Source organism: Mucilaginibacter sp. CSA2-8R (genome assembly GCF_038806765.1).
Taxonomy (GTDB): domain Bacteria; phylum Bacteroidota; class Bacteroidia; order Sphingobacteriales; family Sphingobacteriaceae; genus Mucilaginibacter.
Map to the genome: position 1 here is coordinate 4529319 of NZ_CP152389.1, position 25595 is coordinate 4554913.

Annotated in this window: 20 protein-coding genes; 6 read left to right on the top strand and 14 right to left on the bottom strand. The window is 41.0% G+C overall.

Translation table 11 applies throughout. From position 1 onward, the window contains the following. Positions 1 to 8 precede the first annotated feature (8 nt). Together AAGR14_RS19315 and AAGR14_RS19320 are read left to right on the top strand one after the other, a co-directional pair. Positions 9 to 1646 (top strand): TldD/PmbA family protein, encoded by a 1638-nt coding sequence (locus tag AAGR14_RS19315; RefSeq protein WP_342645881.1) that lies wholly within the window; start codon positions 9 to 11, stop codon positions 1644 to 1646. 9 nt (positions 1647 to 1655) lie between these two features. Then, on the top strand, positions 1656 to 2987 hold the full coding sequence (locus AAGR14_RS19320) for a TldD/PmbA family protein (RefSeq protein WP_342645882.1): 1332 nt from the start codon (positions 1656 to 1658) through the stop codon (positions 2985 to 2987). 74 nt (positions 2988 to 3061) lie between these two features. Here the strand turns inward: AAGR14_RS19320 and AAGR14_RS19325 are convergent, their stop codons facing one another. Both AAGR14_RS19325 and AAGR14_RS19330 read right to left on the bottom strand, forming a co-directional pair. Next, complete coding sequence (locus AAGR14_RS19325) at positions 3062 to 3487, bottom strand: DUF983 domain-containing protein (RefSeq protein ID WP_342645883.1); 426 nt, start codon at positions 3485 to 3487, stop codon at positions 3062 to 3064. Then, positions 3465 to 4367 (bottom strand): helix-turn-helix transcriptional regulator, encoded by a 903-nt coding sequence (locus AAGR14_RS19330; protein ID WP_342645884.1) that lies wholly within the window; start codon positions 4365 to 4367, stop codon positions 3465 to 3467. The genes AAGR14_RS19325 and AAGR14_RS19330 overlap by 23 nt, the downstream gene beginning before the upstream one ends. A 238-nt stretch (positions 4368 to 4605) precedes the next feature. On the opposite strand from AAGR14_RS19330, the gene AAGR14_RS19335 reads away from it, so the two are divergent. The 3 genes from AAGR14_RS19335 to AAGR14_RS19345 all read left to right on the top strand — a co-directional run bounded on the left by AAGR14_RS19335 (position 4606) and on the right by AAGR14_RS19345 (position 9564). Continuing rightward, on the top strand, positions 4606 to 6594 hold the full coding sequence (locus tag AAGR14_RS19335; RefSeq protein ID WP_342645885.1) for a sialate O-acetylesterase: 1989 nt from the start codon (positions 4606 to 4608) through the stop codon (positions 6592 to 6594). A 67-nt stretch (positions 6595 to 6661) separates the two neighbouring features. Next, positions 6662 to 6913, top strand: a complete 252-nt coding sequence (locus AAGR14_RS19340) for a hypothetical protein (RefSeq protein ID WP_342645886.1) — start codon at positions 6662 to 6664, stop codon at positions 6911 to 6913. A 644-nt stretch (positions 6914 to 7557) separates the two neighbouring features. Next, positions 7558 to 9564 carry a right-handed parallel beta-helix repeat-containing protein gene (locus AAGR14_RS19345; protein WP_342645887.1) on the top strand — a complete coding sequence of 669 codons (2007 nt, stop codon included), beginning with the start codon at positions 7558 to 7560 and terminating at the stop codon, positions 9562 to 9564. 11 nt (positions 9565 to 9575) lie between these two features. On the opposite strand, the gene AAGR14_RS19350 is transcribed toward AAGR14_RS19345, so the two are convergent. The 11 genes from AAGR14_RS19350 to AAGR14_RS19400 form a co-directional block, all read right to left on the bottom strand. Then, positions 9576 to 10358, bottom strand: a complete 783-nt coding sequence (locus AAGR14_RS19350) for a WecB/TagA/CpsF family glycosyltransferase (RefSeq protein ID WP_342645888.1) — start codon at positions 10356 to 10358, stop codon at positions 9576 to 9578. A 365-nt stretch (positions 10359 to 10723) separates the two neighbouring features. Then, positions 10724 to 11275, bottom strand: a complete 552-nt coding sequence (locus AAGR14_RS19355; protein ID WP_342645889.1) for a DapH/DapD/GlmU-related protein — start codon at positions 11273 to 11275, stop codon at positions 10724 to 10726. Then, positions 11275 to 12381 carry a glycosyltransferase family 4 protein gene (locus AAGR14_RS19360; RefSeq protein ID WP_342645890.1) on the bottom strand — a complete coding sequence of 369 codons (1107 nt, stop codon included), beginning with the start codon at positions 12379 to 12381 and terminating at the stop codon, positions 11275 to 11277. Before AAGR14_RS19360 ends, AAGR14_RS19355 begins: the two co-directional genes overlap by 1 nt. Next, positions 12378 to 12908, bottom strand: coding sequence for a serine acetyltransferase (locus AAGR14_RS19365; RefSeq protein WP_342645891.1), 531 nt, complete (start codon positions 12906 to 12908; stop codon positions 12378 to 12380). The genes AAGR14_RS19360 and AAGR14_RS19365 overlap by 4 nt, the downstream gene beginning before the upstream one ends. A gap of 10 nt (positions 12909 to 12918) precedes the next feature. Next, positions 12919 to 13980, bottom strand: coding sequence for an acyltransferase family protein (locus AAGR14_RS19370; RefSeq protein WP_342645892.1), 1062 nt, complete (start codon positions 13978 to 13980; stop codon positions 12919 to 12921). Then, positions 13967 to 14983 carry a glycosyltransferase gene (locus tag AAGR14_RS19375; RefSeq protein WP_342645893.1) on the bottom strand — a complete coding sequence of 339 codons (1017 nt, stop codon included), beginning with the start codon at positions 14981 to 14983 and terminating at the stop codon, positions 13967 to 13969. Before AAGR14_RS19375 ends, AAGR14_RS19370 begins: the two co-directional genes overlap by 14 nt. A 19-nt stretch (positions 14984 to 15002) precedes the next feature. After that, positions 15003 to 16454, bottom strand: a complete 1452-nt coding sequence (locus AAGR14_RS19380) for an oligosaccharide flippase family protein (RefSeq protein ID WP_342645894.1) — start codon at positions 16452 to 16454, stop codon at positions 15003 to 15005. Then, positions 16435 to 17754: an O-antigen ligase family protein gene (locus tag AAGR14_RS19385; RefSeq protein WP_342645895.1), complete on the bottom strand. Its 1320-nt coding sequence runs from the start codon at positions 17752 to 17754 to the stop codon at positions 16435 to 16437. The genes AAGR14_RS19380 and AAGR14_RS19385 overlap by 20 nt, the downstream gene beginning before the upstream one ends. Positions 17755 to 17827: 73 nt before the next feature. Then, positions 17828 to 20224, bottom strand: a complete 2397-nt coding sequence (locus AAGR14_RS19390) for a polysaccharide biosynthesis tyrosine autokinase (protein WP_342645896.1) — start codon at positions 20222 to 20224, stop codon at positions 17828 to 17830. 36 nt (positions 20225 to 20260) lie between these two features. Next, positions 20261 to 21055 (bottom strand): polysaccharide biosynthesis/export family protein, encoded by a 795-nt coding sequence (locus AAGR14_RS19395; RefSeq protein ID WP_342645897.1) that lies wholly within the window; start codon positions 21053 to 21055, stop codon positions 20261 to 20263. A 55-nt stretch (positions 21056 to 21110) separates the two neighbouring features. Beyond that, positions 21111 to 22493 carry an undecaprenyl-phosphate glucose phosphotransferase gene (locus AAGR14_RS19400; protein WP_342645898.1) on the bottom strand — a complete coding sequence of 461 codons (1383 nt, stop codon included), beginning with the start codon at positions 22491 to 22493 and terminating at the stop codon, positions 21111 to 21113. 365 nt (positions 22494 to 22858) lie between these two features. Between AAGR14_RS19400 and AAGR14_RS19405 the strand changes: the two genes are divergently transcribed. Further along, on the top strand, positions 22859 to 24190 hold the full coding sequence (locus tag AAGR14_RS19405) for a choice-of-anchor Q domain-containing protein (protein ID WP_342645899.1): 1332 nt from the start codon (positions 22859 to 22861) through the stop codon (positions 24188 to 24190). Positions 24191 to 24217: 27 nt separating this feature from the next. On the opposite strand, the gene AAGR14_RS19410 is transcribed toward AAGR14_RS19405, so the two are convergent. Then, entirely contained in the window at positions 24218 to 25594 is a 1377-nt protein-coding gene (locus AAGR14_RS19410; RefSeq protein WP_342645900.1) for a D-alanyl-D-alanine carboxypeptidase, read from the bottom strand. Position 25595 lies beyond the last annotated feature (1 nt).

The following is a 25595-nucleotide window of genomic DNA, read 5'->3' on the forward strand; positions in this document are numbered from 1 at the left end:
ATTAAACCTTGAAACGCAGAAATTTTATTTATCTGTCGGGCGTAGGTGCAAGTGCATTAATGTTACCCAACCTGCCATCGTACGGTACAGCGATTGACCCGGCCCAATCGCTGGAAACGGTTGATGTGCGCATTAAAAAAGAACTGGCCGATGTTGCCCTCAATACCGCCAAATCTAAAGGCGCATCTTATGCTGATATTCGTATAGGGCGTTATTTAAACCAAGCCGTTATTACCCGCGAAACCAGGGTGCTTAATGTAGCCAACGCCGAATCGTATGGTGTGGGTGTACGGGTGCTGGTTAACGGCTGCTGGGGCTTCGCTGCCAGCAACGTGGTAACTAAAGATGGAGTAGCTAAAACAGCAGAACGCGCCGTAGCAGTAGCAAAAGCCAACGCTAAAATTGGCGGCATGCCGGTACAACTGGCCCCGCAAAAAGGGTACGGCGAAGTAAGCTGGAAAACCCCGATTGAGAAAAACGCCTTTGAGGTTCCGATTAAAGAGAAAGTTGACCTGTTATTGGCAGCTAATGGCGTTGCTTTAGCAGGCGGAGCTAACTTTGTTAACTCTACTATACTGGCCATCAATGAGCAAAAATATTTTGCTTCTACCGATGGCTCTTACATTGATCAGGATATCCACCGCTTATATCCAAACTTTAGCGTTACTAAAATTGATGCTGCTAAGGGTGCGTTTGAAACCCGCGCAGCGTTAAGCTCGCCGGTAGGCATGGGGTATGAATACCTTACCCCTACCGCGTCCGAAAAAATGCAGGGTGTAGTTACCCGCTACCGCAACCGGTATGACATGATGGAGGACATGAAAAATGCCACCAAGAATGCTGCTGAAAAAGTAAATGCTAAAACCGTTGAGCCAGGCAAGTATGACTTGGTGCTCGACCCTTCACATTTATGGTTGACCATCCACGAATCGGTTGCTCACCCTACCGAGCTCGACCGTGTATTGGGCTATGAGGCCAACTATGCCGGTACCAGCTTCCTGACGTTAGATAAACTCAAATCTGGCAACTTTAAATTCGGTAGCCCGAATATGAACGTTGTTGCCGATAAAAATCAAAAAGGCTCATTAGGCGCTGTTGGATACGATGATGAAGGCGTTAAACCTAAAGAATGGCAGATTGTAAAAGATGGTACACTGGTAAATTTCCAAGCCATTCGCGATCAAGCCCATATGCTTGGCTTAAAAGAATCGCAGGGCTGCTGTTATGCGCAAACATGGGCCGATGTACAGTTTCAGCGTATGCCTAACGTATCGTTACAGCCAGGCAAAACGCCTTTGAGTGTAGATGATATGATTAAGAAAGTTGACAAAGGCATTTACATTGTAGGTAACGGTTCTTTTTCTATAGACCAGCAACGCTACAACTTCCAGTTCGGCGGTCAGCTATTTTACGAAATTAAAGGCGGCAAAATTGTAGGCATGTTAAACGACGTAGCCTACCAAGCCACCAATCAGGAATTCTGGAACTCTCTGGCTGCTGTGTGTGATGAGCGCGACTATCGCTTAGGTGGCGCCTTTAACGATGGCAAGGGCCAGCCAAGCCAGTCGAACGCCGTATCGCACGGATCATCAACTGCATTATTTAAGGGAGTAAATGTAATTAATACTAAACGAAGAATCGGATAACCTCGAGATATGCCAATACTTAGCAAAGAAGAAGCACAAGCTTTATTAAAGAAAGTGCTTAGTTACTCAAAAGCCGACGAGTGCGAAATAGGACTAAATGGTAACGAAGGCGGAAACATTCGTACGGCGTTAAATGCTGTATCAACCGCCGGCGATATCAGTACTTTAGGATTAGCGGTGAGCTCGACCTTCGGTAAAAAAACCGGCACAGCTACCATTAACGAGTTTGATGACGCATCATTAGAAAAAGTAGTGCGCCGCTCGGAAGAACTGGCACAACTGGCGCCAGAAAACCCGGAGCACATGCCGCCGTTAGGTCCGCAAACTTTTGCCGAATCAAATACTTACAATGAAAAAACAGCTGCTATGACGCCGGAGAGCCGGGCCGATATGGTTGCCGCAAGTTTAAAAGCATCAAAAGACGCCGGTTTAGATGCAGCCGGCTTTTTGGAAAATACCACCAGCTTTTATGCTACCATGAACAACAAAGGGTTGTTTGCCTACAATAAATCAACAGACGTTACCTTTTCGGTAACTACCCGTAACAAAGCCGGTACAGGCTCGGGTTACGCTGCACGTGGTTTTACCGATGTAAGCAAACTTGATACCTTGGGAGCCACCAAAATTGCCGCACAAAAGGCCAATGGGTCTGTTGGTGCACGCGCTATTGAGCCAGGTAAATATACTGTAATACTGGAGCCAACCGCTGCGGTATATATGATGGAAAACATGTTTAGGTTTGATGCCCGCAGTGCCGACGAAGGCCGCAGCTACCTGAGCAAGCGCGGCGGCGGCACCCGCCTGGGCGAAAAACTAATGGACGATAAGGTTAACATTTATTCTGATCCGTTTAATGCCGACTTACCTGCCAACACCTGGAGTGGTGACGGACTGCCTTTAGAAAAAACCTACTGGATACAAAACGGCGTGGTAAAAAACCTGTCGTACTCGCGCTACTGGGCCGAAAAGAAAGGCGCTAAACCATTGCCCGGCCCGAGTAATATTATTATGGATGGCGGCACCACCAGCTTGGAAGATATGATTAAGAGTACCGAACGCGGCATCCTGGTATCGCGCCTGTGGTATATCCGAATGGTAGACCCTCAGGTGTTAGCCTTAACCGGTCTTACCCGCGACGGCACTTTTTATATCGAAAACGGCAAAATTAAATTCCCGATCAAGAACATGCGCTTTAATGAAAGCCCGGTAATTATGCTGAACAACGTTGAAGCTCTTGGAAAACCAGAGCGAGCTATTAGTGTAGAAAGCTACCGCAGTTATATGATTCCGCCGATGAAGATTCGCGATTTCACCTTTTCGTCTCTATCAGACGCTGTATAATCAGTATCGCATAAACAACAAAAGCTCCGTTTTTACGGAGCCTTTGTTGTTTATAAGCATAACAAAAATTCGGTTTAGTAACCTTTTGCTCTATTAGGATCAAAATGCAAACCCGGTGTTAACCAGTATAATAAAACCACCCGCGAAAACCTGAAGTTAAACGGTGCAAGCACTAAAGCCGACGTTAAGAGGACGCTGATATACAACCAAGGCGATTCCAGGTTACCGGTTAGGATGTAAGTAGCCACGGCCAGTGTAACCATCTCAGCCACATTCATGGCATAGCTTACAAACATGGCCACATAAAAATATCCGGGCTCTATCTCAAAATGAAAGCCACAATGCGGGCACTCATTATACATTTGCTGACCACCAAACCTGTACATACCGTTGGCAAACATATTACCGGTGCGGCATTTGGGGCATTTGGCATGCATGGCAGCTTTTAGTATAGATGGACTTGCTGTCATGTTACTTTTATCTAACGTTAATGTTTTCATGATGATTGGTATTTAAAGCCTTATTTCTGAATTGCTCTGGCGTAAGGCCGGTTTGTTTTTTAAAAAACTTGGTAAAATATGAATTATCTTCAAAGTTGAGCCGCGCAGCAATCTCGCTGATGGTTAGCTGTAAATTAATAAGCAAACGTTTTGCTTCCAGCACAATACGATTCCGAATCAATTCTCCGGCAGGTATCCCCATCACTTCTTTACAAATACCATTTAAGTGATTTGGCGTAATATAAAGCAGTTCGGCATACTCTTTAGGCAAGCGCAATCTGGTATAGTTTTGCTCAACTAATTGCTGAAAATTTTTTAGCAGGGTATAATTATAGGCATTCACCCGATCGGATGACGGCTCGGCACCTAAGCGACCTATCGTAATAAACAGCTGCAACAAAAGCGCACGAACTAAATCCGCACTCATCCGCTGGTCTTGCTCTGTCTCAGTAATTAATTGCTCAAACAGTGTTGTAACCGGCTGATGCGTTTTGGCAGGTAAATCAATAACTGCATCACGGATGTTGCCATCAAAAAAAGGGAACTGTGCTAAGTAATCCGGCTTCAACAAAAAAGACTGAAAAAAGAGCTCAGAAAAATTGATAACGTACCCGTCAACCTTGCCCTCAAAGCTCCAGCTATGCACCTGCCCTGGCACCATAAAATAAATCTGAAACGGCCTTACTACAAATTGCTCAAAATCGATAGCATGAGTACCACCACCTTTAGTAAAAAATACTAAATGGTAAAAGCTGTGCTTATGTGCCAAATGCAGATTATGATGCTGTGCCAGATAAGGCGCAAACCGGCTAATCAGAATATCGTCCTGCTTAAACGCTGACAGCGTACAGATATCGTAAACCGGTATTTCCCTTTTCATGTTGTTACAAATATAGGGAGTAAGCGTCGGTCAGCTATGGTACTATTTCATGCTCGTATGGTACTATTTACTTATTAACAATTTCTTTTCAAACAGCGCATCTTACTATATATTCTTGTATTAAACATTTATTGTACAAAGGCGGTATAAGGTTATGTTACTGCTATTGAATTTCAAATACTACCGATGGCCTATGCAACCGGCAGTATCCATTAACGAATTACACAATTGACTTAAGATGAATAAAGCCCGTACCTGCCTTTGGACAGTTATTTTACTTATTGTGGCCCTGTCAGAATGCACTACGCCAAGCCAGGCGCAGCTCAGTACATCCAGGCTTTTTGCCGACCATATGGTATTACAGCGCAACCAAAAAATTACTGTTTGGGGTTGGTGCAAAAATGCCGCGAAAGTAAAAGTGACCTTAAACGGGCAACAAGCTAATACAACAGCTGATACTAAAGGTAATTGGAAAGCTGTACTATCGCCCATGGCAGCTGGCGGCCCTTATGTTATGGACATCACATCGGGCAAAGAGCACTTGCAATACAAGGACGTAATGCTTGGCGAAGTATGGATATGTTCGGGACAATCCAATATGCAGTTCTTTTTAAACCAGGCAACCGGTTATGAGCAAGAGCAAAAACAAGCAGATACTATTCCGGTAAGGCAGTTTCTGGTTCCACAAAAAATGAGTTTGACGCCCGAAAAACAACTGTCGGGCGGCGAGTGGATCAAAGCATTGGCCGATAAGGTGGGCTACTTTTCGGCAGTAGGCTATTATTTTGCCAAGCAATTGGCAAAAAAACTACATGTAACCATTGGTATTGTACACAGCAGCTGGGGAGCATCGCAAGCCGAGTGCTGGATTAGTAAAGAAGGCTTGTTACGTTCGCCCGAGTTGAGTACAGTTGTTAAGCAGCAGCCTGACAACTGGCCCGCTATTAAAAAGCTGGCCGAAGCCGATATAAAAGCTTATGCGTACCACAATCAACCGGTAAAAAACTATCAAGTTTCGCAATTAGCTCAGGAGTCCCCCGCTTTTTTCAACACTTGGCCTACCGGCACATTAGGCCCATGGCAATGGCAGGCTAACTGGTATGCTTACCGTGGCACCGGTTTTATGCAGCGCAGCATGGTATTATATGATGATTTGGTTAATGCACCTTCCGCCTTAAAATTAGGTGATACCGATGCTGATATAGACCTATACATTAACGGCAAATCAATATTTAAAGGCGCTTTGCCTAAAGGCAAAATGATTGACCTACCCACGGGCACTTGGAAGATTGGCGAAAACAACCTAGTACTTCAGTTACTTTCAGACCAAAAAGACCCCTGGTGGTTTGGCTTTGGCCTAAACGGTGATATGGCAAATACCTATATAAAATTTGCCACAACCACCATGCCCCTGGCCGACTACAAATGGCACTTGATGCCTGATTTTAGTAAGCCGTACCGCGTAGAACCCACTACCAACCAAACCGTATTTACAGTGTATAATGCCATGGTTAACCCACTGGTTCCGTTATCTGTTGCCGGGGTGGCCTGGTATCAGGGCGAAAGTAACGCAGCCAGGGCCAACCAGTACAAAACCACATTGCCGTTACTTATTAATGACTGGCGCAGTAAATGGAAAACTAACCTGCCTTTTATGATTGTGCAATTGCCTGCCTTCGGCCCTTTCCAAAACAGTAATCAGGGCAGCACCTGGGCAGAATTGCGTGAAGCACAAACCATCGCGCTAAAGCTCCCCAATACGGGCATAGCAATAACTTATGATGTTGGCAACCCTCAAAACCTGCACCCCACTAATAAGGCTCCGGTTGGTATGCGCCTGGCCGATGCTGCGCTGAACAAAGTTTACCACTTCCCGGGTGTTGATATAAGCCCTGTATACCAATCGGCAACTTTTTTAGAGGGGGCCGCCTGGGTTACGTTTACCGAGGCCGACAAAGGACTGACTACGAAAAACAGCAGCACGCCTAAAGGTTTTGAACTAGCTGGGGCAGATCATAAGTTTTACCCTGCACAAGCGCAAATTACCGGCGAAAAAGTGAAGGTTTGGTGCAGCCAGGTTAAAGAGCCTGTATCCGTACGTTATGCCTGGAGCGACTCGCCGCTTACAGCAAATTTATACAGTAAATCAGGCCTGCCTGTAAGCCCGTTCAGATCTGACGATTATCCGGGAATAACAGCCGGAAAAAAATTACAGCTTTTTAAATAAAAAGTTGCAACATTTAAACAACCGGCACCGTATACAAAAAGTACATAGCTATATCTACCCTATACATATGAGTGCGGAAATCAACCTAACAAAAATCAACAGCCAGAAAATGTGTGATTTGGCCGATTACCTGAAAAGTGCGATTCCAGGCTGCGGCTTTGCATTAATCGCCTTTGAGGTAGATGAATACGCTAACCAAGGCAATTATATTTCGAACGTACAAGACGACTTTATGATTAGCACACTCGAGCGGCAGCTTAAGGTGTTAAAAGCAGCAAAGACATACCAACTCTCTAACCTGCAGATCCCGGAATATTAAAAGTCCCCAATCAGCAATAAAAAGGCTAAATGCAATAGACGCATTTAGCCTTTTTATTTTTTAAGCGATTTCATTATTAAAATATAACTATAGATTAATACCAAAGCATGGATTACACTCCTACATCAACGTAGTAAATTTTATTAACTTCAACTATTTGTTATTTCAACTGCAGAATTTCTTTTTCTGCATAGTAATTTTTGGCACGTAAAAATTTCTTAAGCCTACAAGTTTTTTTTGACCACTAATACCATTAAAAATAAATCCCAAAAACTTTATTTTAACTTCTTATAAGGCATTTTTTCTAAATACAACTTCAAATTTTCTTCAACGAAACCCAAACGCACCTGCACGAAAAATGTACCTATTTTAGAGCAATTTTATTATATTTTTGTATATTTTTCAGAACACATATAACCTTGACTATAACTATATCGTATAATCACGTATAGAAAATAGAAAAAATTGAGCGCTGTAAAGCTTAAGAACTACTCCTCGAGCACTAAAGAACTCAATAAACTAATAAGTAAAAGCCCACGGTCATTTAGTTATTTAACTAACAAAAAGCAAGGTGTATGAAAGCGCAGGAAAATTTACTAAGAGTTACAAGCTTTAAAAATTCTTTATCAAGCATGTTCCTGGCAATGTTATTAACGTTGTCGTCTTCTGCTAACGCCACTATTTACTACTTTTCGAGCTCAACAGGTGATGATAACCATAATATACTTGAAGCCCGTAATCCTGCCACTCCATGGAAATCTTTAAATAAACTCAATAAAATTTTTACTAATTTGAGTTCGGGTGACTCGGTACTATTTAAGAGAGGTGACGTGTTTTACGGCGCCATTACAGTTTCAAGGTCAGGTGGTGTTTTTGCTCCTATATATTTAGGTGCTTATGGTAAAGGCAAAAACCCTGAAGTTAGCGGCTTCTCTACTTTAAACAACTGGAAAGCAGTTAAAAACGGAATATACGAAAGCGCTTGCACATCTGCTGGCACTTCGTTGGTAATTAATGGTATTCAAAAAGCAATGGGACGTTACCCAAATACAGGTTACCTGACCTTTGAATCTCATAACGAAAATAATTCGATTACTGACAATGAACTAACCGGTACTATCAATTGGACCGGTGCCGAGGCCGTTATCAGAAAAAATCGTTGGATTATTGACAAAAGCACCATCACCAACCATACTGGCAGCACCTTAACCTACGCTGCAGGCACTAAATCAGCACCCACTAATGGCTATGGTTATTTCATCCAAAAAAGTGCTAAAACCTTAGACCAGTTTGGCGAATGGTTTTATGACGAAGATCGTAAAGCCATGATGGTATATTTTGGCAATAAAAACCCGAACGGCTTTAGCGTTACTACCCCGACCGTAAGTAACCTGGTAGACATCAAACGTTTCAACTACGTAACTTTTGAAAACTTAACTTTTACCGGTGCCGGTAACAATAGTTTTAATATTGTTCAGTCTAAAAAAATCACTATAAAAAACTGCAATATTAATATGACCGGCGCTGAGGCCATTTTTGCCAACTACAGTCCTTATATCACTGTCGAAAACTGTAAAATCAATCATTCGTTAAGCAGCGGCTTAAATTTTGATGCAGGTTGCATTAATTCAATAATCAGCAATAACCGCATTAACAACACCGGCTTAATAGCTGGTGCGGGCAAAAGCGGTTCTGGTACATATGAAGCTATTACCTCTTTTGGCGACAATACTGTTATTGAGAAAAACGTAATTGACAGTGTAGGTTATAACGGCATTTACTTCGGCGGTAATTCATCTTACGTTAAAAACAACTACATCACTTACTTTTGTTTAACCAAAGATGATGGTGCCGGTATTTATGTAGGTGACTGGTCTAAAACCAGCAATAAAAAAATCATTGATAACATTGTACTGCACGGCGTGGGCAACGCTATGGGTGGCGGCCGTTATCCATCAATGCAAGCAGAAGGCATTTATATTGATGATAATTCTGAAAGCGTGGTTATTACCGGTAATACCGTAGCCTTATGCAGTAACAACGGCATTAAAGTACACAACGCTAAAGAGATAAGCATTTATAACAATAACGTGGTAAACAATGGCGTACAGTTGCGCTTAGAGCAAGACCATTACATGGCCACCAGCAGCTTTATTAGAAACAACCAGATCAAGAACAATAATTTTCTGTCTACTACTAACGCTCAAGCAACCATTAAGCTATCAACCCATCAGGATGACATAAAGGATTTTGGGCAGATTGATAGTAATTTTTATTATCAACCAGCCACTAAAGCAGCCAGTATTGTGGCAGCAACTGTTAAAAACGGCAAAACCAATCAGGAAAGCTATAATTTATCTAATTGGAGATCTTTTTCGGGTAAAGACCGCTCTTCTACTGAGTCAGATGCAGAGGCTGTATTATTTGAATATAACGCCAGCAATACAGCCAAAGTGGTAACGCTTAAAAACAAGTATGTCGACGCTCAAAACCGTGTTTACTCCGGCAAAATAAACCTCGACTCTTATAGCTCTATAGTGTTAATGCTTGCCGACAAACCAGCAGTTAAGTCGGATCGTTTAGCTGTTATACGTCGCTCTTTAATTTATAACAAAAACAAGTACTGGGTCTCTAATCAGGTTAAATTGTAAGTGTTTTATATTTAGCGATTGATGTATGCTTTCTGAACTTCTGTTTTGTAAGCAGTTTGTGGATTAAACTTTTCAGCTACAATCATTTTCACGAAAACCGGACCGTAGTATAAATAACGTTTCCATAAACGTTTAGGCTCATGTACTAAGCGGCCTAACCACTCTAAACCTAAGTTTATCCATATTTGATTAGGACGCTCGATGGTTCCTGCAAAAAAATCAAATACGGCACCTATTGTACAAATTACATCAGCTTGCAGCAACTCTCTGTGCTCAAACGACCATTTTTCTTGTTTAGGAGCAGTCATACCTATAAATAGTACGTCCGGTTTAAAAGCATTCACTGCTTGTACCATTGCAGCATTATCTTCTGCACTAAAGTGTTCTTTATATGGCGGAGAATAACTTTCTACTTTGATGTTAGGATACTCTGCAGCCAGGCGCTCTTTAATTTTTGAAAGTGTATTTTCTGTTGCACCTAAGTAAAAACATTTTCCGCCTTCAGCATTCAGCTTATTTAATAAATGAAAATGCACATCTGCACCGGCAATCTTGTGCAATTTTTCGCCACTTAAAAAGCGAGCAGCTGCTACTACACCTATACCATCAGGCAATAAGATATCTGAACTTTGCAAAGATTTTTTGAAATCCTCGTCCTGAGCAGCCATGCAGTAGGAGTATTGATTGATTGTATTAATCAACACTGACTTTTTACCACCCTCTAAAGGCAAGTCATCAATGCTTTGATCAAACAGTGGAAACTCAGACAGGTTATAATGGTTTTGCAGCAGCATTTTACTTAAAGTTTATTGTGTTAGCACCTTACTTAATAATAGTTCTTGTTGCTTAATTTAAGCCGAACTACCATGTTTGTAATAATTGTTATGCATATTATATGCCAACACTATAAGAAAATTCAACTTATCAAAAACTTCTTTAAAAAACTATACAAAAATTTGATTATCAAATAGTTAAGCTATAATATTATTTAACTTTTAAATAAATTTAAATATTACCATATTTTTTAAAAACCATGTAAATAATTGCCTTATGTATAATAAATAGTGCATACAAATTAACAGTATTTTTTCAGTTAATTTTAATAATAGCAACGATATTTTTTTTACAAATTATACGGGTAAAAAAATACCCAAAAAGGTCACTTTTGAGGAAATAATTGGAGAGCTGTGAGGTGTTTTTGTAAATCATCTTTGGAGTTAAAACGATCTCTTATCTTTTTTGCAGGCACACCACCATAAATACTATAAGCTTCAACATCTTTTGTTACTACCGATCCTGCGGCAATAATGCTTCCATCACCTATGGTTACACCGCTCAATATAGTTGAGCCATATCCAACCCATACATCACTTCCAATAATTGTCATGCTGTTTAAACCCAACCAATTATAATCTGCGTCGCGGATTTGTGATGCCAAACGCACCGGCACCCCAATTTGCTGATAATGATGATCGTACCGGCCCACTAAGGCTACCCGGTTTGCCCAGATCACATTGTCGCCAATAGTTACATCACTTTCAATAAAAGAATCGCGGCCAATATAAAAGTTACAACCTATCTGTATTTTTTGCCGGGCCCATATCCTTACCCTGATACCACTATAAAAACCAGGTCCAATCTGATACCGGCGATAAATCACTCTCCGTAAAAATTCGTTCCTTATAGTTTTAAGTGTACCAACCAGTCCCATTACAGTTTTATTGCTTGTTCTATAATTGCGCTCAGTTCGGCAGCAACCTGTGCCTTGCTAAACTCCTGCCCTTTTTTAACGTTTTGCTGTTTCATATCACGGAGCAATTGTTCATCACTCAACAACATCTTGAGTGCCTGATAAACGCTTTCGCTATTTTGCCCCTCAGCCCATAAACAATTATCAGGCGAAGTTAAATAATCTGCAGCAGCCCTTGTTGGTGTAGTCACAATACCTAAGCCGGCAGCCACAGAGTTAAATAATGCCATCGGGAAACCCTCCGGAAAATAGGTAGGAAAAACCAGCACATCGCTATTGGCGTAATAGGCCACCACATCCTGCTCAGGAATAAAGCCGGTAAAAATAACGTGGTCTGCTATATTAAGGCGCTCACACAACTGTTTTAACTCGATCTCTTCAGTCCCCCAGCCTACTACAATTAACACCGTTTTAGTTAACTGATCATTAAGCCTGGCAAAACCCTCAATTACCTCATAAATACCTTTTTCCTTAATCAGGCGGCCAACAAAAAGCAGCACTTTGCAATCCGCAGGTATTTTAAGCTTTGACTTAAACAAACTATCATGCTTAAAATGATTACTGCGTACAATGTTCTTAGTTACAAATACCCGTTGCTCTGGCAAAAAGCCTGAATTAACAATGAGCCTACGCTCTTCAGACGATAAAAACAGCCAGCCTGTTATGTTTTTTTGCAGGTATGGCAAAATGGTTTTGCTTACCAAGCGCTGCTTGCTCTGCAAAACATCAATATCTGAACCATGCGACTTGAGTAAGATACACACCGGCCTTCGGTAAAAAAGCCTGAACATTCGGATAGTGATATAATCGCGCATGCCCGCTATAACCTCCAGCCGGGAGTTAAAGTAAATCACGTCCGGTTTAAACTGCTTAGCTACTTTAACCAGTGCCCATGCGTTGCTCAAAATCACTTTTAAGCGCCCAGCGGTTGAGGTTACCCCCTCTTTAGCGGAATAACTAAATTGCCCGCACGGATAACCTAACTCTTGCAAGCCTTCCAGCTCATCCAGTGCTATTTCTACGTGATGCCGGGTAGGTATGCTAAACAATACTCGGGGTTTGCTCATAGTTGCAGGTTATCATTTACAGGAATCATTCTTTTACGTTCAATACCGGGATTTCCGGTAACGGTGCTATAGGCCGACACATCTTTTACCACCACACTACCGCAGCCAATTTTTACATGGTCGGCAATGCTGATGTCGCCAATAATACACACATTACTGCCTATATCTACGTTATTACCAATAACCGGCGAAGTGCTGAAGCCCCCATCTTTAAGTTGCTTATTGCCAATGGTGGTACATTGCCGCAAAGTACAATTTTCGCCGATGATTACCTGGTTAGTCATTACCAATGCCTGACCATGATACAGCGCTAAGTTTTTACCAATTTTGGTATTCCAGGGTATTTCGATACTAAAAAACCACTCTACCAGTATGCGATAAAACATCAAGTACGGAAAACCTATGTAATAATAGACTTTACGGGTCGAGCAAAAATTAGCTATACGAAAAAGGAGCAGTATAACCCGCCCTTTTGCATTGCCCCGGTTAGCATGCCAATCTTGAAAAATAAACTTAAAAAAAGACATGTGTCAATGTTTATCCTGTAACATATTTGCCATATGGCAATTTACTGATTAACCAGGCTACTAAATAACTTACAGTTAGGCATAGCAGTGTTAATAACGGTATAGCCAGTAAAGGGTTAATCACTTTGTAATTTAACCCGAAATATACCATAATTTTTAAAGGTAAGGGATGTATAAGGTAAATGCCAAAGCCAAACTTTATTATCGACTCTTTTAACCAAAACGGCCGGTAATCCTCGATATTCTCACTTTGTCCTTTAATCAAAATAAATACGCCGGCAGATAAGGCCAGCACATTTAAGCTTAGGTATTCGTAAAATATACCCGAAAATGCACGCTGGTATACAGAAGCCCAATAGGTACCTAACAATGTAACCAGAAAACCAATTATTGATACCACTAAAGCAAACATATACAACTTCTTTGTAATCACTAAGCGGTGAGCTAAGTAGTAACCCGATAATAAATAACCTACATAACCACTAAAGTACCTTAACTCTAAGGGTGATTGTTGGGGTATAAGTTTCCATTGCTTTACTACAATTGTAAGTAACCAGATGGACAAAAAGTAGAGTAAGGCCTTGTTATTAGCTGATTTTACCCAAGGCTGTAAAACAGGAATAAATAAGTATAAGCCCACCAGCATATAAATATACCAGAAAGAGGATATCGGCCCATCTAAAACCTGATGCCTGAACCACCTAAAGCTATCGTAATATGATGAAAAAACTGATTTATTGTTGGCCATTATCAGGTTGTAGATGATGTAGACAGTTCCCCAAAACACGGCGGGAATAAGTATACGGCCAAAACGTTTGGTTAAAAAAGGCTTTAACGACAAAGTTTGCGGCAGCAGCAACGCACCAGTAAGCATTACAAACAAAGGCACACAACATCTAAATATCGACTCGTAAAAATTGCAAATCCACCAATGGATGTTAGCACCATTAACTGCATTAAATTCGCTGGCTATACCGTATACTGAAACATGCAAGCCGATCACAAAAAGGGTAGCCAGTATTCTTACGTTGTCAATCCATCGTGCACGGGTATGTACATTAGCCAACCTCATTTACTTTCAAAGATTTCTTCTTGGTTCTTTTCGTAGTTTCGGCACCGGTAAGCATACTATACGCATGCATAGCCTTGGTGTACAGCCATGGCGACAGGCTAAATAGCCGGTAAGCTAACTCATGCTTTTTCCGGACTGCCGGGTTATGTTTAATGAACTGGTTGTAAGTATTTAAAGTAGTAATTACCTGTTGATACGCCTGCGGATAAACTTCCGTACCTGCCAATAACAACAAATTAAGCAACGAAAGGTTAGCCGTCACATCAAATGCCTGCGCTTCGGGCAGGCAATCAGGTGCTTTTGCTTTTACCATTTTTACTATTTGGGCCGATACGGCAATGGTTTCCAGATAGCGGGCGTTAAATTGTTTAACACTCACCGAATTGTCCCGTACGATGTAATGGTATTTTACCACATTCTCAAATACTGACTTCTGAGCTTTTAAAAAAGCTTTACTGAGGTATAAAATATCTTCGTAAACATGACCATTAAATAATATTTGCTTAGCCAGTTCGGCTTTGTAAATTTTATTGTTAGCGCTCATGTCAAGTTCGCCTTTTAAAAACAGGGATAACGCTTGTTCATGCTGATAAATTTTAACCCCCACCTGCTCTGCCGGAGCTACCGTTTTATCAGGAAAAATAGTTTTTAGCCGGCAAATGGATATGTCTGCCTCATACTGTTCTGCATTATGTATCAGCAACTCGTACATGTCTGCCTCTATAGCATCATCACTATCTATAAAACCAATGTATTTACCACTGGCCTTACTTAAACCAACATTACGGGCAGCTGATACACCACCATTGGGTTGAGTAATGAGTATTATCCGGTTGTCTTTTTCTGCAAAGCGGCGGCATACTGCCTGGCTCTCGTCGGTCGAGCCGTCATCTACCAAAATCAGTTCAAAATCGGTAAAAGTTTGATTAAGTATAGATGTTAAACAGCCGTCTATATATTGTTCTTTGTTGTAAACCGGTATAATGATAGAGAGTATAGCCATAAAACTATATTACATAAAACTATTTAACAGCTTGCTGTAACCGGCGTTGTGCTAAAATAAAATATAAGCCGCATACAACCACGAGCATTAAAAAAAATGCAAATAACAAATACGGATGTATATAGGCACTTCCATACTGGCAGCTTATCGCCGTAAGCACAACAACCAAATAAAATAACACCGCGTGCCTAACCATAATCATTTCTTTACGGATCAGGAAAACATCCTGCAGTAAATGAAAAACGATAAACGAAGCAAAAACGGCGTAATTAACTATTTGCAGCTCTTTAAAAAACAGCAGCCCCACAATGCTGACCGTAACATGTACTGTTAAACTAATTAAATTAAACCACATATCAAGCTTTTCTAACCCCATAGCTACAATCAGGTTAGCCTGCAGTAATACCGTAGGCAAAACCAGTATGGTTAAAAACATCTGCTGCATACAGCTTACCGCACCAGGGTAATTGTTGCCAAAAGCTATCGGGATAACCTTATCTGCAAAAACGTATACAAACACGTAAGTGGTAATAGCGAACAGGGTATAAAGCACAAATATATTTTTGTACAGGTTTTTTAATGCTGATAAATCCCGGCTGTTAAAATATTTAATAAACTGTGGATATATGGTTGAAGATGCTACCAGAGGCAGTATTTGCAGTATAGAGAAAAAGCGAAATGCCACTTCGTAATCGGCCACATGGGCTAGGGTAAGCATCTTTGAGATGATGATGTTACCGCTGCGCCAGTAAATGATTGAAATACTCCCGATAACTACAAACCTCCAGTTATCTAAAACCAGCTGTTTGGCATCAGCCATTAACACCGGTGCACGCCACAACGATAACAGATTAATATTGCTTGATGAACCTAACCTGAGCATGATGCCAAGTGTAAGCAACCGCACGGCTATTACCAATACCGAAAGCCAAACAATAGACAATGGATAGATGAAAAGCACAGCGCTAACCAACAGCCGCAAAAAGCCGTCAACCATCAATACAATAGCCGATTTGCGTTGCTCGCCTTCGGCTACGTTGAGTGTTTTTATGGCGTTGATAAAGTTATCAAATACGATGTTAGTACCTAACACTACACATAATACCCTGATTTGCTCATCCTGGTAAAGCACAAGTGCCACCACCATATTTATGAGCATAAATACCATGCCCATGCCGGCCTGTAGTTTTAAAAATTTGTTTGTAAAAAAACGCTTATCATGTTCGAGTGCATACTGCCTGATAAACCATTGCCCCAGGCCCATTGATGAGAAAGAAGCGACAATCTGGTAAACAGTATTGGCTACCAAAAAACGGCCAAATACCGCAGGCTGGTAACGACGTGCCATGATAGCAAAAAAGAGGCTGACAAATAGCACCTGTAAAACACTGGCTATAACACCCCAGGCACCATTCTTAACGAGTGATGACTTTTGTTCTTCTTGAGCAGTTTCAGGCAGAGGCGGATTCATTGTAATCCTTTTGCGGATAGGCAACAATTAACACAATCATGCAGGTTACCATAATAAGCAGCCGGTAATCGGTAATAGAGTAAACACTATAAAACGGCACCATCCAACTGAGCAATACAGCAATGAGCAATACTACCCGGCGGTCGTATAAGTTAGTAAAAAAATAAATTAGTCCTTTTACAACAGGGACTACTAAATATAATGCAAATGCGGCAAAACCTATATAGCCTAACTCTACCAGTATTTTTAAATAACCGTTTTCGGGCTGGGTAAAATACAGCAGTTCCTGGTTTTCAAGTTCCAGGTACTGGTCCTGGTCGTGGCGCATAATGTAATTCTGATAATTGTTCCAGCCGATGCCTAACATCGGATGCTTTTTGGCAATGTTTAGTGCATCACGCCAAATAGAAGCCCGGTAAGAGTAGTCATCGTTAATACGGCTTGCACGCTCAAATATACCTGATTTAGGCGACAGCACCAGGTAGGCAATCGCGCCTATAGTAATGATAGTTATACCGTATACACGATACTGCCCTGATCCGATCATTATAACCAAAACGAGGCCTAAGCCAAAACCGGCTAAAGCGGCACGGCTGCCTGCCAGCAAAATACCGGCTATAGCCAATGCAAATACCAGGTAGTTTAACATTGCCATTTTTTTGGTTGTATCTTTTTCTAAAAATAAGAAAAGGAAACTCCCCATGGCTAAAAACTGCCCGCTGGCTTGTGAGTCGAAGAAAACACCGGGATAGCGTACAGTATGAAAAACCGGGTCGATGGTGTTAGGTCCTAATACCGGATAAAAAGTAAACCTTAAGCCAACAATCGTTTGTATAAACAAAACGGATAATGCAACAACATAGCTTATTTTTAGTGCATTAATGGCCTTGATGTAAAAGCGGTCATCTTTATAAAATTCGGTAAGCAAAAACCGGCCGAATATAAAGATGGGTAACATCCTGATTACGTTAAAATAGGTTTTAGCAGGAAACTCAGAGGCTAAACCACCGATGAGCAAAATGATTACGATAACCAGGAAGAGGAAAAAATAAAAGTTATTATGCGTGTTTAAGTTCACCATAATAAACTCTTTGAGCAAAAAAATTAAGCAATAAAGGCAGATGATGTCAAAGGTTTTAAAACCGCCCCACGCCTCTTTAGTCACTTTTAAATCCATTAAGGGTAAAAACGCCAGTACAAACAGCATGCAAGACTGGACGTTATTACCTCTAAAAAAAATATTAGCAAAGAAAAGCAGCAAGGTTATCCCCGGTAGGATAAATATAAGTTTATCTGCCATTTAGTGATACAAAAGGTTGGTCATAAAAAATCGGTAGTATATTATACTAAGCAATGCGCCAAGCCTTTACTAATTAAAACCGGGTTAAAAAGCGTTTTAATTTTACGTCGAAACCAACTTTTTTCTTTTCAGAATAATAGCTGTTGTCGTAGCTGTAACCATAACCGTATTTGTCTTTACGGATACCGTTAAACACGATGTTGATATTTGGCAATTTATCGCCCTCACTAATTTCCTGGATGAATGCTAATTCATCTTTTTTAGTGTATCCCTGTCTAACCATGTACAGGCAAATATCGGCCTGTTTGCCAATAATCATGGAGTCGGTTACCAGGTGCAGCGGCGGAGTATCGATAATTACATCATCATAGCGATCTCTTAACTCAGAAATCAATTCTGCTAATCGATCACCTTCCAGCAATTCGGATGGTTCTGTTGATATTTCACCACAGGCAATAATATCCAGATTCTCGATACCGGATGGTTGTATGATGCTATCTAATGATGATATTCTACCTTGTAAATATTCGGTAATACCCGGACGGCCCGGCTCGATACCAAAGTTTTTTAACACTTTCGGCTTACGAAGGTCCATCTCCAGAATAACCGTTCTACGGCGTAGAGCAGCCAACGATACAGCGATGTTAGTACCTACAAAGCTCTTACCTTCTTTTGCAACGCTGGAGGTGAACAAAGTAACCCTACCACGCTGATCATGATCTTCACTAACCGAACTTCCTACAAAGCTTCCCTGATGCAAATTAAGCTTAATAGCTGATGGGCTCAACTGCCGGTTTTGATGCAGGTAATATAAGTTAGTACGCAAGGTTCTGAACTGTTCGCCAATCAGGTTATGCCTGTCATTTACTACAATAGAGTTTTTTCCTAAGTTTTCGTAAGTAATTTCACCAACTACAGGTACTTCAATTGATGTTTCGATATCACGGCGACTGGTAATGCTTCCATTAAAGGTATGCCTGAAAAAGATAATCAGGAAAGGCAATCCGATACCGGCCAGCAGCGCAATAGCTGATACTAATGCCGGCCGAGGCCACTGAATGTCGCCAATGCTGGCCTCATCAACAATACGGGCATCAGTAACAGTAGCTGCATAGCTTAGAGACAGGTCATCACGTTTTTTCAGAAGGTACACATAAGAATTCTCTTTTAACTCTTGCTGACGTTTCATGTCGCCGATCTGACGGTCCTGATTAGGCAGATCCTGTAACGAAGACTGCGTTTTAGAGCTTACCACCTGCATCTGACGTTTAGAACTTAGCAAAGACGATTTTACACCTCTGATAACTTCTTTAATAGATGCTTTGGTTAAAGCGATTTGTTCGTTAATAGGCTTAAATATGGGGTTAGCTTCAGGTGTAGTACCTAAAAGCTCGGTGCGCTTTAACTGCAAATCAACCAGTTTTTCTACCTGCTTGGTAAGCGTAGGGTCTGAAATACCCATGGTTGATGGCGGATTACCTGATGCTGAATTTACATACTGCTCAATGCCGTTAATTACATTCAATTGTACATTAACATCATTCAGCCTGGCATCATTCGACTGCGAATTTTCAATATAGGCTTTTGCCTGGCTATTAATATCCGCAAGACCCTGGGAACTACGATAACCTTGTACTTTAGATTCTGCATGACTTAATTCGCCCGACAAAGAAGCCAAACGCTTATCAAGAAAATCAATCATGTTTTTGGTTACCCGTTTTTGTTCGACCATAGCTGCATTGTTATATGCAGCTATTAGGCCGTTCAAAAAGTCTTGTCCGCGCTTTGGAACTTCATCCTCTACAAACAATCCAATGGTTGGTGCCTGCTTGTCTAACAAGTGGGCATCCAGCATTTTCACGTAATTGTTAGTAGCAATCAGCGGGTCATTAACCTCGATATTGATTTTTGAACCAACATATTGGTCTATAAAATCTGTCGGAACAAGTTTCCATGTTCCAAAAGCGCTTTTGTAATCTGTATTAAAATTAACCGCCTGTTTCTGACCGCTTAAGTTTTCAACCTCAAACTGAGTTTTACTTTTAATGGTAACCTCAATTTTTTGCTTTTGAGGTGTGCCGGTTTTTTGAACCATCACAAACTTAACCGGGGTAGACTCATACAAATCAGTAGTTTTTAAACCTTGTTTGGTTTTGTAACTGGCCCATAACTGGTATTTGTCTACTACCTGGTTAATCAGCTTTTTCGACCGCACAATTTCTATTTCCGCTTCAGCGTTTTTAGGCGAAGTTGTTTGCTCTAACTCTGGCAAAGCGGCCTTTTCTTCAGGCGATTTCTTTTCATCCTTTACCAGGATGGTAGCACTAACTTCATAAACCGGGTTGGTAACGTTTAAGTAAGTATAAGCGATGCCTCCTGCTATTAACAATCCAAGCACAAAAAGAGGCCAATGATAAAGGTACCTTTTAAGAACCGCACCTAAATCCACAAAATTATTCTTAGTATCCATTTTAAACTTGCTTTAAACGATTACCACCCAACTTAATTAGTTGTTGTTGTGTAAAACCGAAATTGCAATGGCAACTAATGATAAAGCAGAAATAACTAAAGACGCTTTTTGGTAACCATTATCAGCATTGCTTAACTTCAGCTTGCCGGGTTGTACGTAGATTAAATCATTTGGTTTCATATAAAAATATGGAGATTCAAATAATCTTTTTGAAGTTAAATCTAAAGGCACAGTTACACGTACACCGTTTTCTTCTCTTACTAACAATACATCTTCGCGGTGAGCAGTGATGTTTAAGTCACCTGCCAATGCTAAGGCTTCGGTTACAGTTAATCTTTCGCTCGGGCTGGCATAAACGTTCGGACGCAATACGTCGCCCATAACAGCTACTTTAAAGCTAACCAAACGTATAGATACAACCGGGTTAGTTAAGTAAGTGCCTAATTTTTGCTCTAATTGAGTAGATAATTGTTGGGTAGTTAAACCGCTTACTTTTACAACGCCTACTAAAGGTAGTTTTACCTCGCCGTTTTGATCTACCAGGTAGCCATAAACGGGGCTTTGAGTTTGGGTTCCGGCGCTCAGTGTATTATTACTAAATACGTTTGCTGCGTCTTGGTTTAAGCTGCTAACAGTAATGGCAATTTGGTCTTTAGGCTGAATAGTTGGGTAAGACAGATTGTTGATGTCGGTGGTAGTAATTTTGCTCCGGCTTAAATCCTGGAAGTAAGGCACTTTATCATAAGAAGCACAAGAGCTTAAAAACAATATGCCTGCTGCGGTAGCAACTTTAAAAAGATTGCGCAAGTTTAAGGTAGTTTTTACTTTCATAGTTGTAACACTGAATTATGAGATTGATTGAAATTGTTTAATATATATTGTATTGTTAATATGCATTTTTTTCGCCCTTAAACATATTGATCACGGTCAGGAACACTATTTTCAGATCGAGCATCACCGACCAGTTTTCCATGTACCATATATCATGTTCAACACGTTTTTCCATAAGCCATGACTCTTTGGTTTCTCCGCGGTAACCATTAATCTGAGCCCAACCCGTAATGCCAGGCTTTAAAAACTGGCGCAGCATGTACTTGTCTACAATCTGGCTGTATTGCTCGGTATGTGACAACATATGAGGCCTGGGCCCTACTATACTCATATACCCTAACAACACGTTAAAGAACTGCGGAAACTCATCCAAACTGGTTTTGCGTATAAAGCGCCCTATAGGTGTAATCCGGTCATCGTTAATACTAGCCTGCCGTTTATCACTGTCATCATTGAGGCGCATGCTCCTGAATTTGTAACACCAAAAAGGCTTTTTGTTGCGCCCTGTGCGCAACTGAGCAAAAAACACCGGCCCTTTACTTTGTAGTTTTATAATTATTGCCAGTAACGGATAAAGCCAGGTAAAAATAAATATTATTACACCCAAACTAACAATAATATCAAAAACACGTTTCTTAAGCCTATTTTTAATATCCTCCAGGGGTTCTTTACGTGCGCTAAGCACCGTAAAATCTCCCATCTTGTCAAACTTAAAGGTTGACTCCAGCATGCTCATGTCTGGCACAAACTTTAAGTTGATACAGTTTTTTTCGCCCTCCCTAATCAAATAGGTTAAATCATTTAGCCTGTCGGGCCTTACAGAAACATACACCTCTTCCACACCTTTTTTGGCAGCAGCTCTCAAATACTCGATTGCTGCAGATATCTTGAATGTCCCTTTTCTGCTTATGGTGGCATTATCCTTATCAAGGATACCGACGAATTTTAAACTGTTTTGTTTTAACAGGTAAGAGGCCAGCTTCATACCACCCTCGTTCATGCCAAGCACAGCAACAGCTTTACCAAGACTAAAATTTTTGCTATACAAACTTATAAATAGCGTGCCAAAAAATCGGCTGAGTAAAAAACCGAGTACCATTTGCAAGTAAAAGAACACCAAAAACCTGCGCGGAAAGTGCGTTTGCTCGCAAAAAAACAAAAAAGAAAGAAATAATACTAAGTGGAGAGATATGCTTTGAAGGGTGGCTTTATAGATAGCCTCCAGCTTATGAAACGTTTTTTTGAAGTAAAGAGTGTAAACAAACGAGCATACAACCCAAATTAAGTTACAGATAATCAAATCATATCGGTAATCTAACGTAAATGTAGACTCATACACATTTAATAATTGCGACGCTATAAAGAAGCACACATTCACTAATAGAATATCGCTGCATGCGAGCGCATAACGTAAAATGTAAGAGTAGCGGGTTTCCATCAACTTAGTGTATATATCAGTATATAATGATGTCTAAAATTTACTTCAAAAATTTCGCACAATAGTTTAATACTAATTCACTTCATCAGGGCAACCAACATTTATGCCAAAAATAAAATCTTTATACTATACAACTTCTTTGTTTGATGCCGGCAGTCTGCAAAAGTAACATTTAAAAGGATAATGATATTTATTTAATCTCCGTTTTAATTATTTTCAGTAATCAGTTATATTATATCGTTAAAGCGGAAGTCTAAAAATTTTAAAATGTAAGCCCGTTGATTTGCCATGAACCTGAAAAATCCGGAATATGTTTATTGGATTTGTATTTTGTGTACAATGGTGTCTATTTGTACATTTACCCAATGAGGTTTTTTTACGCTTGCATTTTCTTGATAGCCTGCCTACCGGCCCTGGCCAAAAATTATTACGTAAATAGTGAAACCGGTAAGCCCGGCAATAACGGCAAAAGCACTTCGAAACCCAAAAGCCGAATACAGGATATTGTTAAGCTAACCCAGCCCGGAGACACGGTTTTTGTAATGAACGGAACTTATACGCCTGAGTGCAGTGTATGTGATGTTTTAGTGATAGACAGAGGAGGCAGGCGCGAAAAGAATAAAGAAAAATATGTAGTGTATACTAATTACCCGGGTCATCACCCGGTAATCAGGTTTACAGGGTGGTCCGGAATCTCAATCAGGAATGGGGCAAGCTTCATCAAAATTATCGGGTTTGAGGTGTTAGGCAACAATGGTAATGTAAAACTCGAAAAGGCCTTAATGCAACCTCAAGGCTGCCGTAACAAGCGTGGCAGTGTTGAACCCAGGTATAATGGCAATGGCATTATCATCAGCAGTGATGGCAAAAAGCATTCGCACCACATTATTATTGCTAAAAATATAGTGCATGATTGCGGTGGCGGCGGTATCGGTGCAATACAAGCCGATTATATTACGGTAGAAGATAACCTGGTTTATAACAACAGCCTTTACACCATATATGGCACCAGCGGTATCTCGTTTTACCAGTTTTGGAACTCTAACCATATCAAGGGGTACCATAATTTTATCCGCCGTAATAAATGTTATTACAATCGCTCGCTGGTGCCTTGGATTAAAAACTGCCAACTGGCTGATGGCAACGGAATCATCATTGATGATTTCAGGAACAAGCAATATGGTTCGAGATTGGGTAACTATGAAGGCCGCACCCTAATTGAAAACAATGTAAGTTGGTTTAACGGCGGCACGGGCATCCATACATTCCAGAGCGACCATATCGACATTATTAACAATACTGCATTCTGTAATTCTAGAACGCCGGGTATTAACGCTGGGCAAATACTATCGGGGCTAAGCGATGATAATAAGATCATGAATAACATCCTGGTATCTGATTCTACCGTGCTTATCAACTCCAACTACACCAACACCAACCTTACTTACAAAAACAATATGCACTACAACATCAGCCATCCGCGGCGCGAGCTGATCAGCGTTACCGGCGAGGGTTGTATCAGCGGTATTTATCCGCGCTTTATTAGCCCCATCCATAGTATTAAGGCAAACTTTGGTTTGGCAGATGACAGCCCTGCACGAAGCAAGGGCAATACTAACTTTTACAGTAAGTTTGATATTGAAGGGAGGCCGCGTGCACAAGGTAAAGCGCCTAATATGGGCGCATATGAAAACTAACTCGGATGCTGTTTCTAAGGGTTGCCTTTAGAATCGGTTATGTATTTCGGTCATCACCCGTACCATTTCCGCTCTAATTTCGGCCGTGGGGCAGGTAAAATTGTTGTTCATGTAAGAGAAGATTAACTTTTTGCCTTTGCGGGTAATCAGGTAGCCACTTTGGTTGTGGTTGTTGGATAGGCTTCCGGTTTTGCCCCATACAAAAGGCACGCCGTTGTCGGTTTGATAGGCTCTTTTTAACGTTCCTGACACGCCGCCGGCAGGTAACAGTTTATGCAGCCTTTCTTCGTTCCCCACCTTATCAGCTATCTTTTGCAGCAGGGCTATTGTGGTACGGGGCGTAAACAAATCCTGACGCGATAGTCCTGAACCATCAACCCACTGCGGCTCGTCGGGAAGGTCGCTCATAAAATGTTTTTTGCTGTAAGCAATCGCGTCAGCTGTACTTAAGTCTCCGCCAGGTAAGGTAGATGAGCACACCAACAGCAGTTGTTCCGCCACAAAATTATCGCTCGGTAAATTCATACGTTTATAAACCGAATCGGCAGCAATAGAATATAAGGTTCTGGCACTGTCAGGCATTTTCATACTGATTAAGCCGATGGGCTTTTTAAGCGTATCCTGCAACAAGGTTAATGTTAGGGCTGAACTGGTTTTCCATGGGATTTCCTGACTAAAGCCAACAGGTACCGGCATATTAGGATACCTGAATTTATTTTCGGTAAGCGACCGCTCTACTGCAAAGCTTTGCGGATGAAACGCATTATCTGCTTGGAGATAGTTTTTTAAAAATGCGGGGACAATCGTTAAGCCGCCCTTACCGTCGGCCTTAATCAGCGCTACATTATCCTGAACGGGCATGTCGGTAATTTCGGCCTGGTAATAATCGCCGTAATTATCATATGGCCAGTTTACACCATAAAAGGCCCCTTTATAATTGGTAGCTGAGTAAAAAAGCTTTTTATTGCTCCTTTTCAGCAAATCATAAGCCTTGGTAGATTTTAGCGTTGAATGCAAAAAAGAAGGATCACCCGTTCCCCAGAAAATAAGAGAGTCGCCTTTGGTGATGTAGCGCAGGCCGGGTATCGAATCGCCCAGCATATTTAAGGCCGTATAAAAGGTATACAATTTGGTATTCGAGGCTGGAATGAAGTATTTATCAGCATTGTACTCATAAATCATTTTCTTTTTTTCCGGGTCGTACAGTGCAAAGCCGGTAAAATGATCGCGGTTAACGGCCGACTTTTCTATCAGTTTTCGGATTTTGCGTTTGGGGATGCGCTGCGCGTGTAGGCTTTGGCAAAAGACTGTGCAGGTTAATAAAAGACTTACTAAGCAGAAACAAAATTTTGTGTTAACCATATCCTGATACGGCGATGGCCTTTTAAATACATTGCTTTTCATT

Coding starts and splice junctions, on each gene's coding strand:
- AAGR14_RS19365 (WP_342645891.1), bottom strand. CDS start 12,908: ATGTCTTTTTTTAAGTTTATTTTTCAAGATTGGCATGCTAACCGGGGC.
- AAGR14_RS19400 (WP_342645898.1), bottom strand. CDS start 22,493: ATGGAAACCCGCTACTCTTACATTTTACGTTATGCGCTCGCATGCAGC.
- AAGR14_RS19325 (WP_342645883.1), bottom strand. CDS start 3,487: ATGAAAACATTAACGTTAGATAAAAGTAACATGACAGCAAGTCCATCT.
- AAGR14_RS19340 (WP_342645886.1), top strand. CDS start 6,662: ATGAGTGCGGAAATCAACCTAACAAAAATCAACAGCCAGAAAATGTGT.
- AAGR14_RS19350 (WP_342645888.1), bottom strand. CDS start 10,358: ATGCTGCTGCAAAACCATTATAACCTGTCTGAGTTTCCACTGTTTGAT.
- AAGR14_RS19410 (WP_342645900.1), bottom strand. CDS start 25,594: ATGAAAAGCAATGTATTTAAAAGGCCATCGCCGTATCAGGATATGGTT.
- AAGR14_RS19405 (WP_342645899.1), top strand. CDS start 22,859: ATGAGGTTTTTTTACGCTTGCATTTTCTTGATAGCCTGCCTACCGGCC.
- AAGR14_RS19380 (WP_342645894.1), bottom strand. CDS start 16,454: ATGAATCCGCCTCTGCCTGAAACTGCTCAAGAAGAACAAAAGTCATCA.
- AAGR14_RS19355 (WP_342645889.1), bottom strand. CDS start 11,275: ATGGGACTGGTTGGTACACTTAAAACTATAAGGAACGAATTTTTACGG.
- AAGR14_RS19330 (WP_342645884.1), bottom strand. CDS start 4,367: ATGAAAAGGGAAATACCGGTTTACGATATCTGTACGCTGTCAGCGTTT.
- AAGR14_RS19345 (WP_342645887.1), top strand. CDS start 7,558: ATGTTATTAACGTTGTCGTCTTCTGCTAACGCCACTATTTACTACTTT.
- AAGR14_RS19320 (WP_342645882.1), top strand. CDS start 1,656: ATGCCAATACTTAGCAAAGAAGAAGCACAAGCTTTATTAAAGAAAGTG.
- AAGR14_RS19385 (WP_342645895.1), bottom strand. CDS start 17,754: ATGGCAGATAAACTTATATTTATCCTACCGGGGATAACCTTGCTGCTT.
- AAGR14_RS19375 (WP_342645893.1), bottom strand. CDS start 14,983: ATGGCTATACTCTCTATCATTATACCGGTTTACAACAAAGAACAATAT.
- AAGR14_RS19335 (WP_342645885.1), top strand. CDS start 4,606: ATGAATAAAGCCCGTACCTGCCTTTGGACAGTTATTTTACTTATTGTG.
- AAGR14_RS19360 (WP_342645890.1), bottom strand. CDS start 12,381: ATGAGCAAACCCCGAGTATTGTTTAGCATACCTACCCGGCATCACGTA.
- AAGR14_RS19395 (WP_342645897.1), bottom strand. CDS start 21,055: ATGAAAGTAAAAACTACCTTAAACTTGCGCAATCTTTTTAAAGTTGCT.
- AAGR14_RS19390 (WP_342645896.1), bottom strand. CDS start 20,224: ATGGATACTAAGAATAATTTTGTGGATTTAGGTGCGGTTCTTAAAAGG.
- AAGR14_RS19370 (WP_342645892.1), bottom strand. CDS start 13,980: ATGAGGTTGGCTAATGTACATACCCGTGCACGATGGATTGACAACGTA.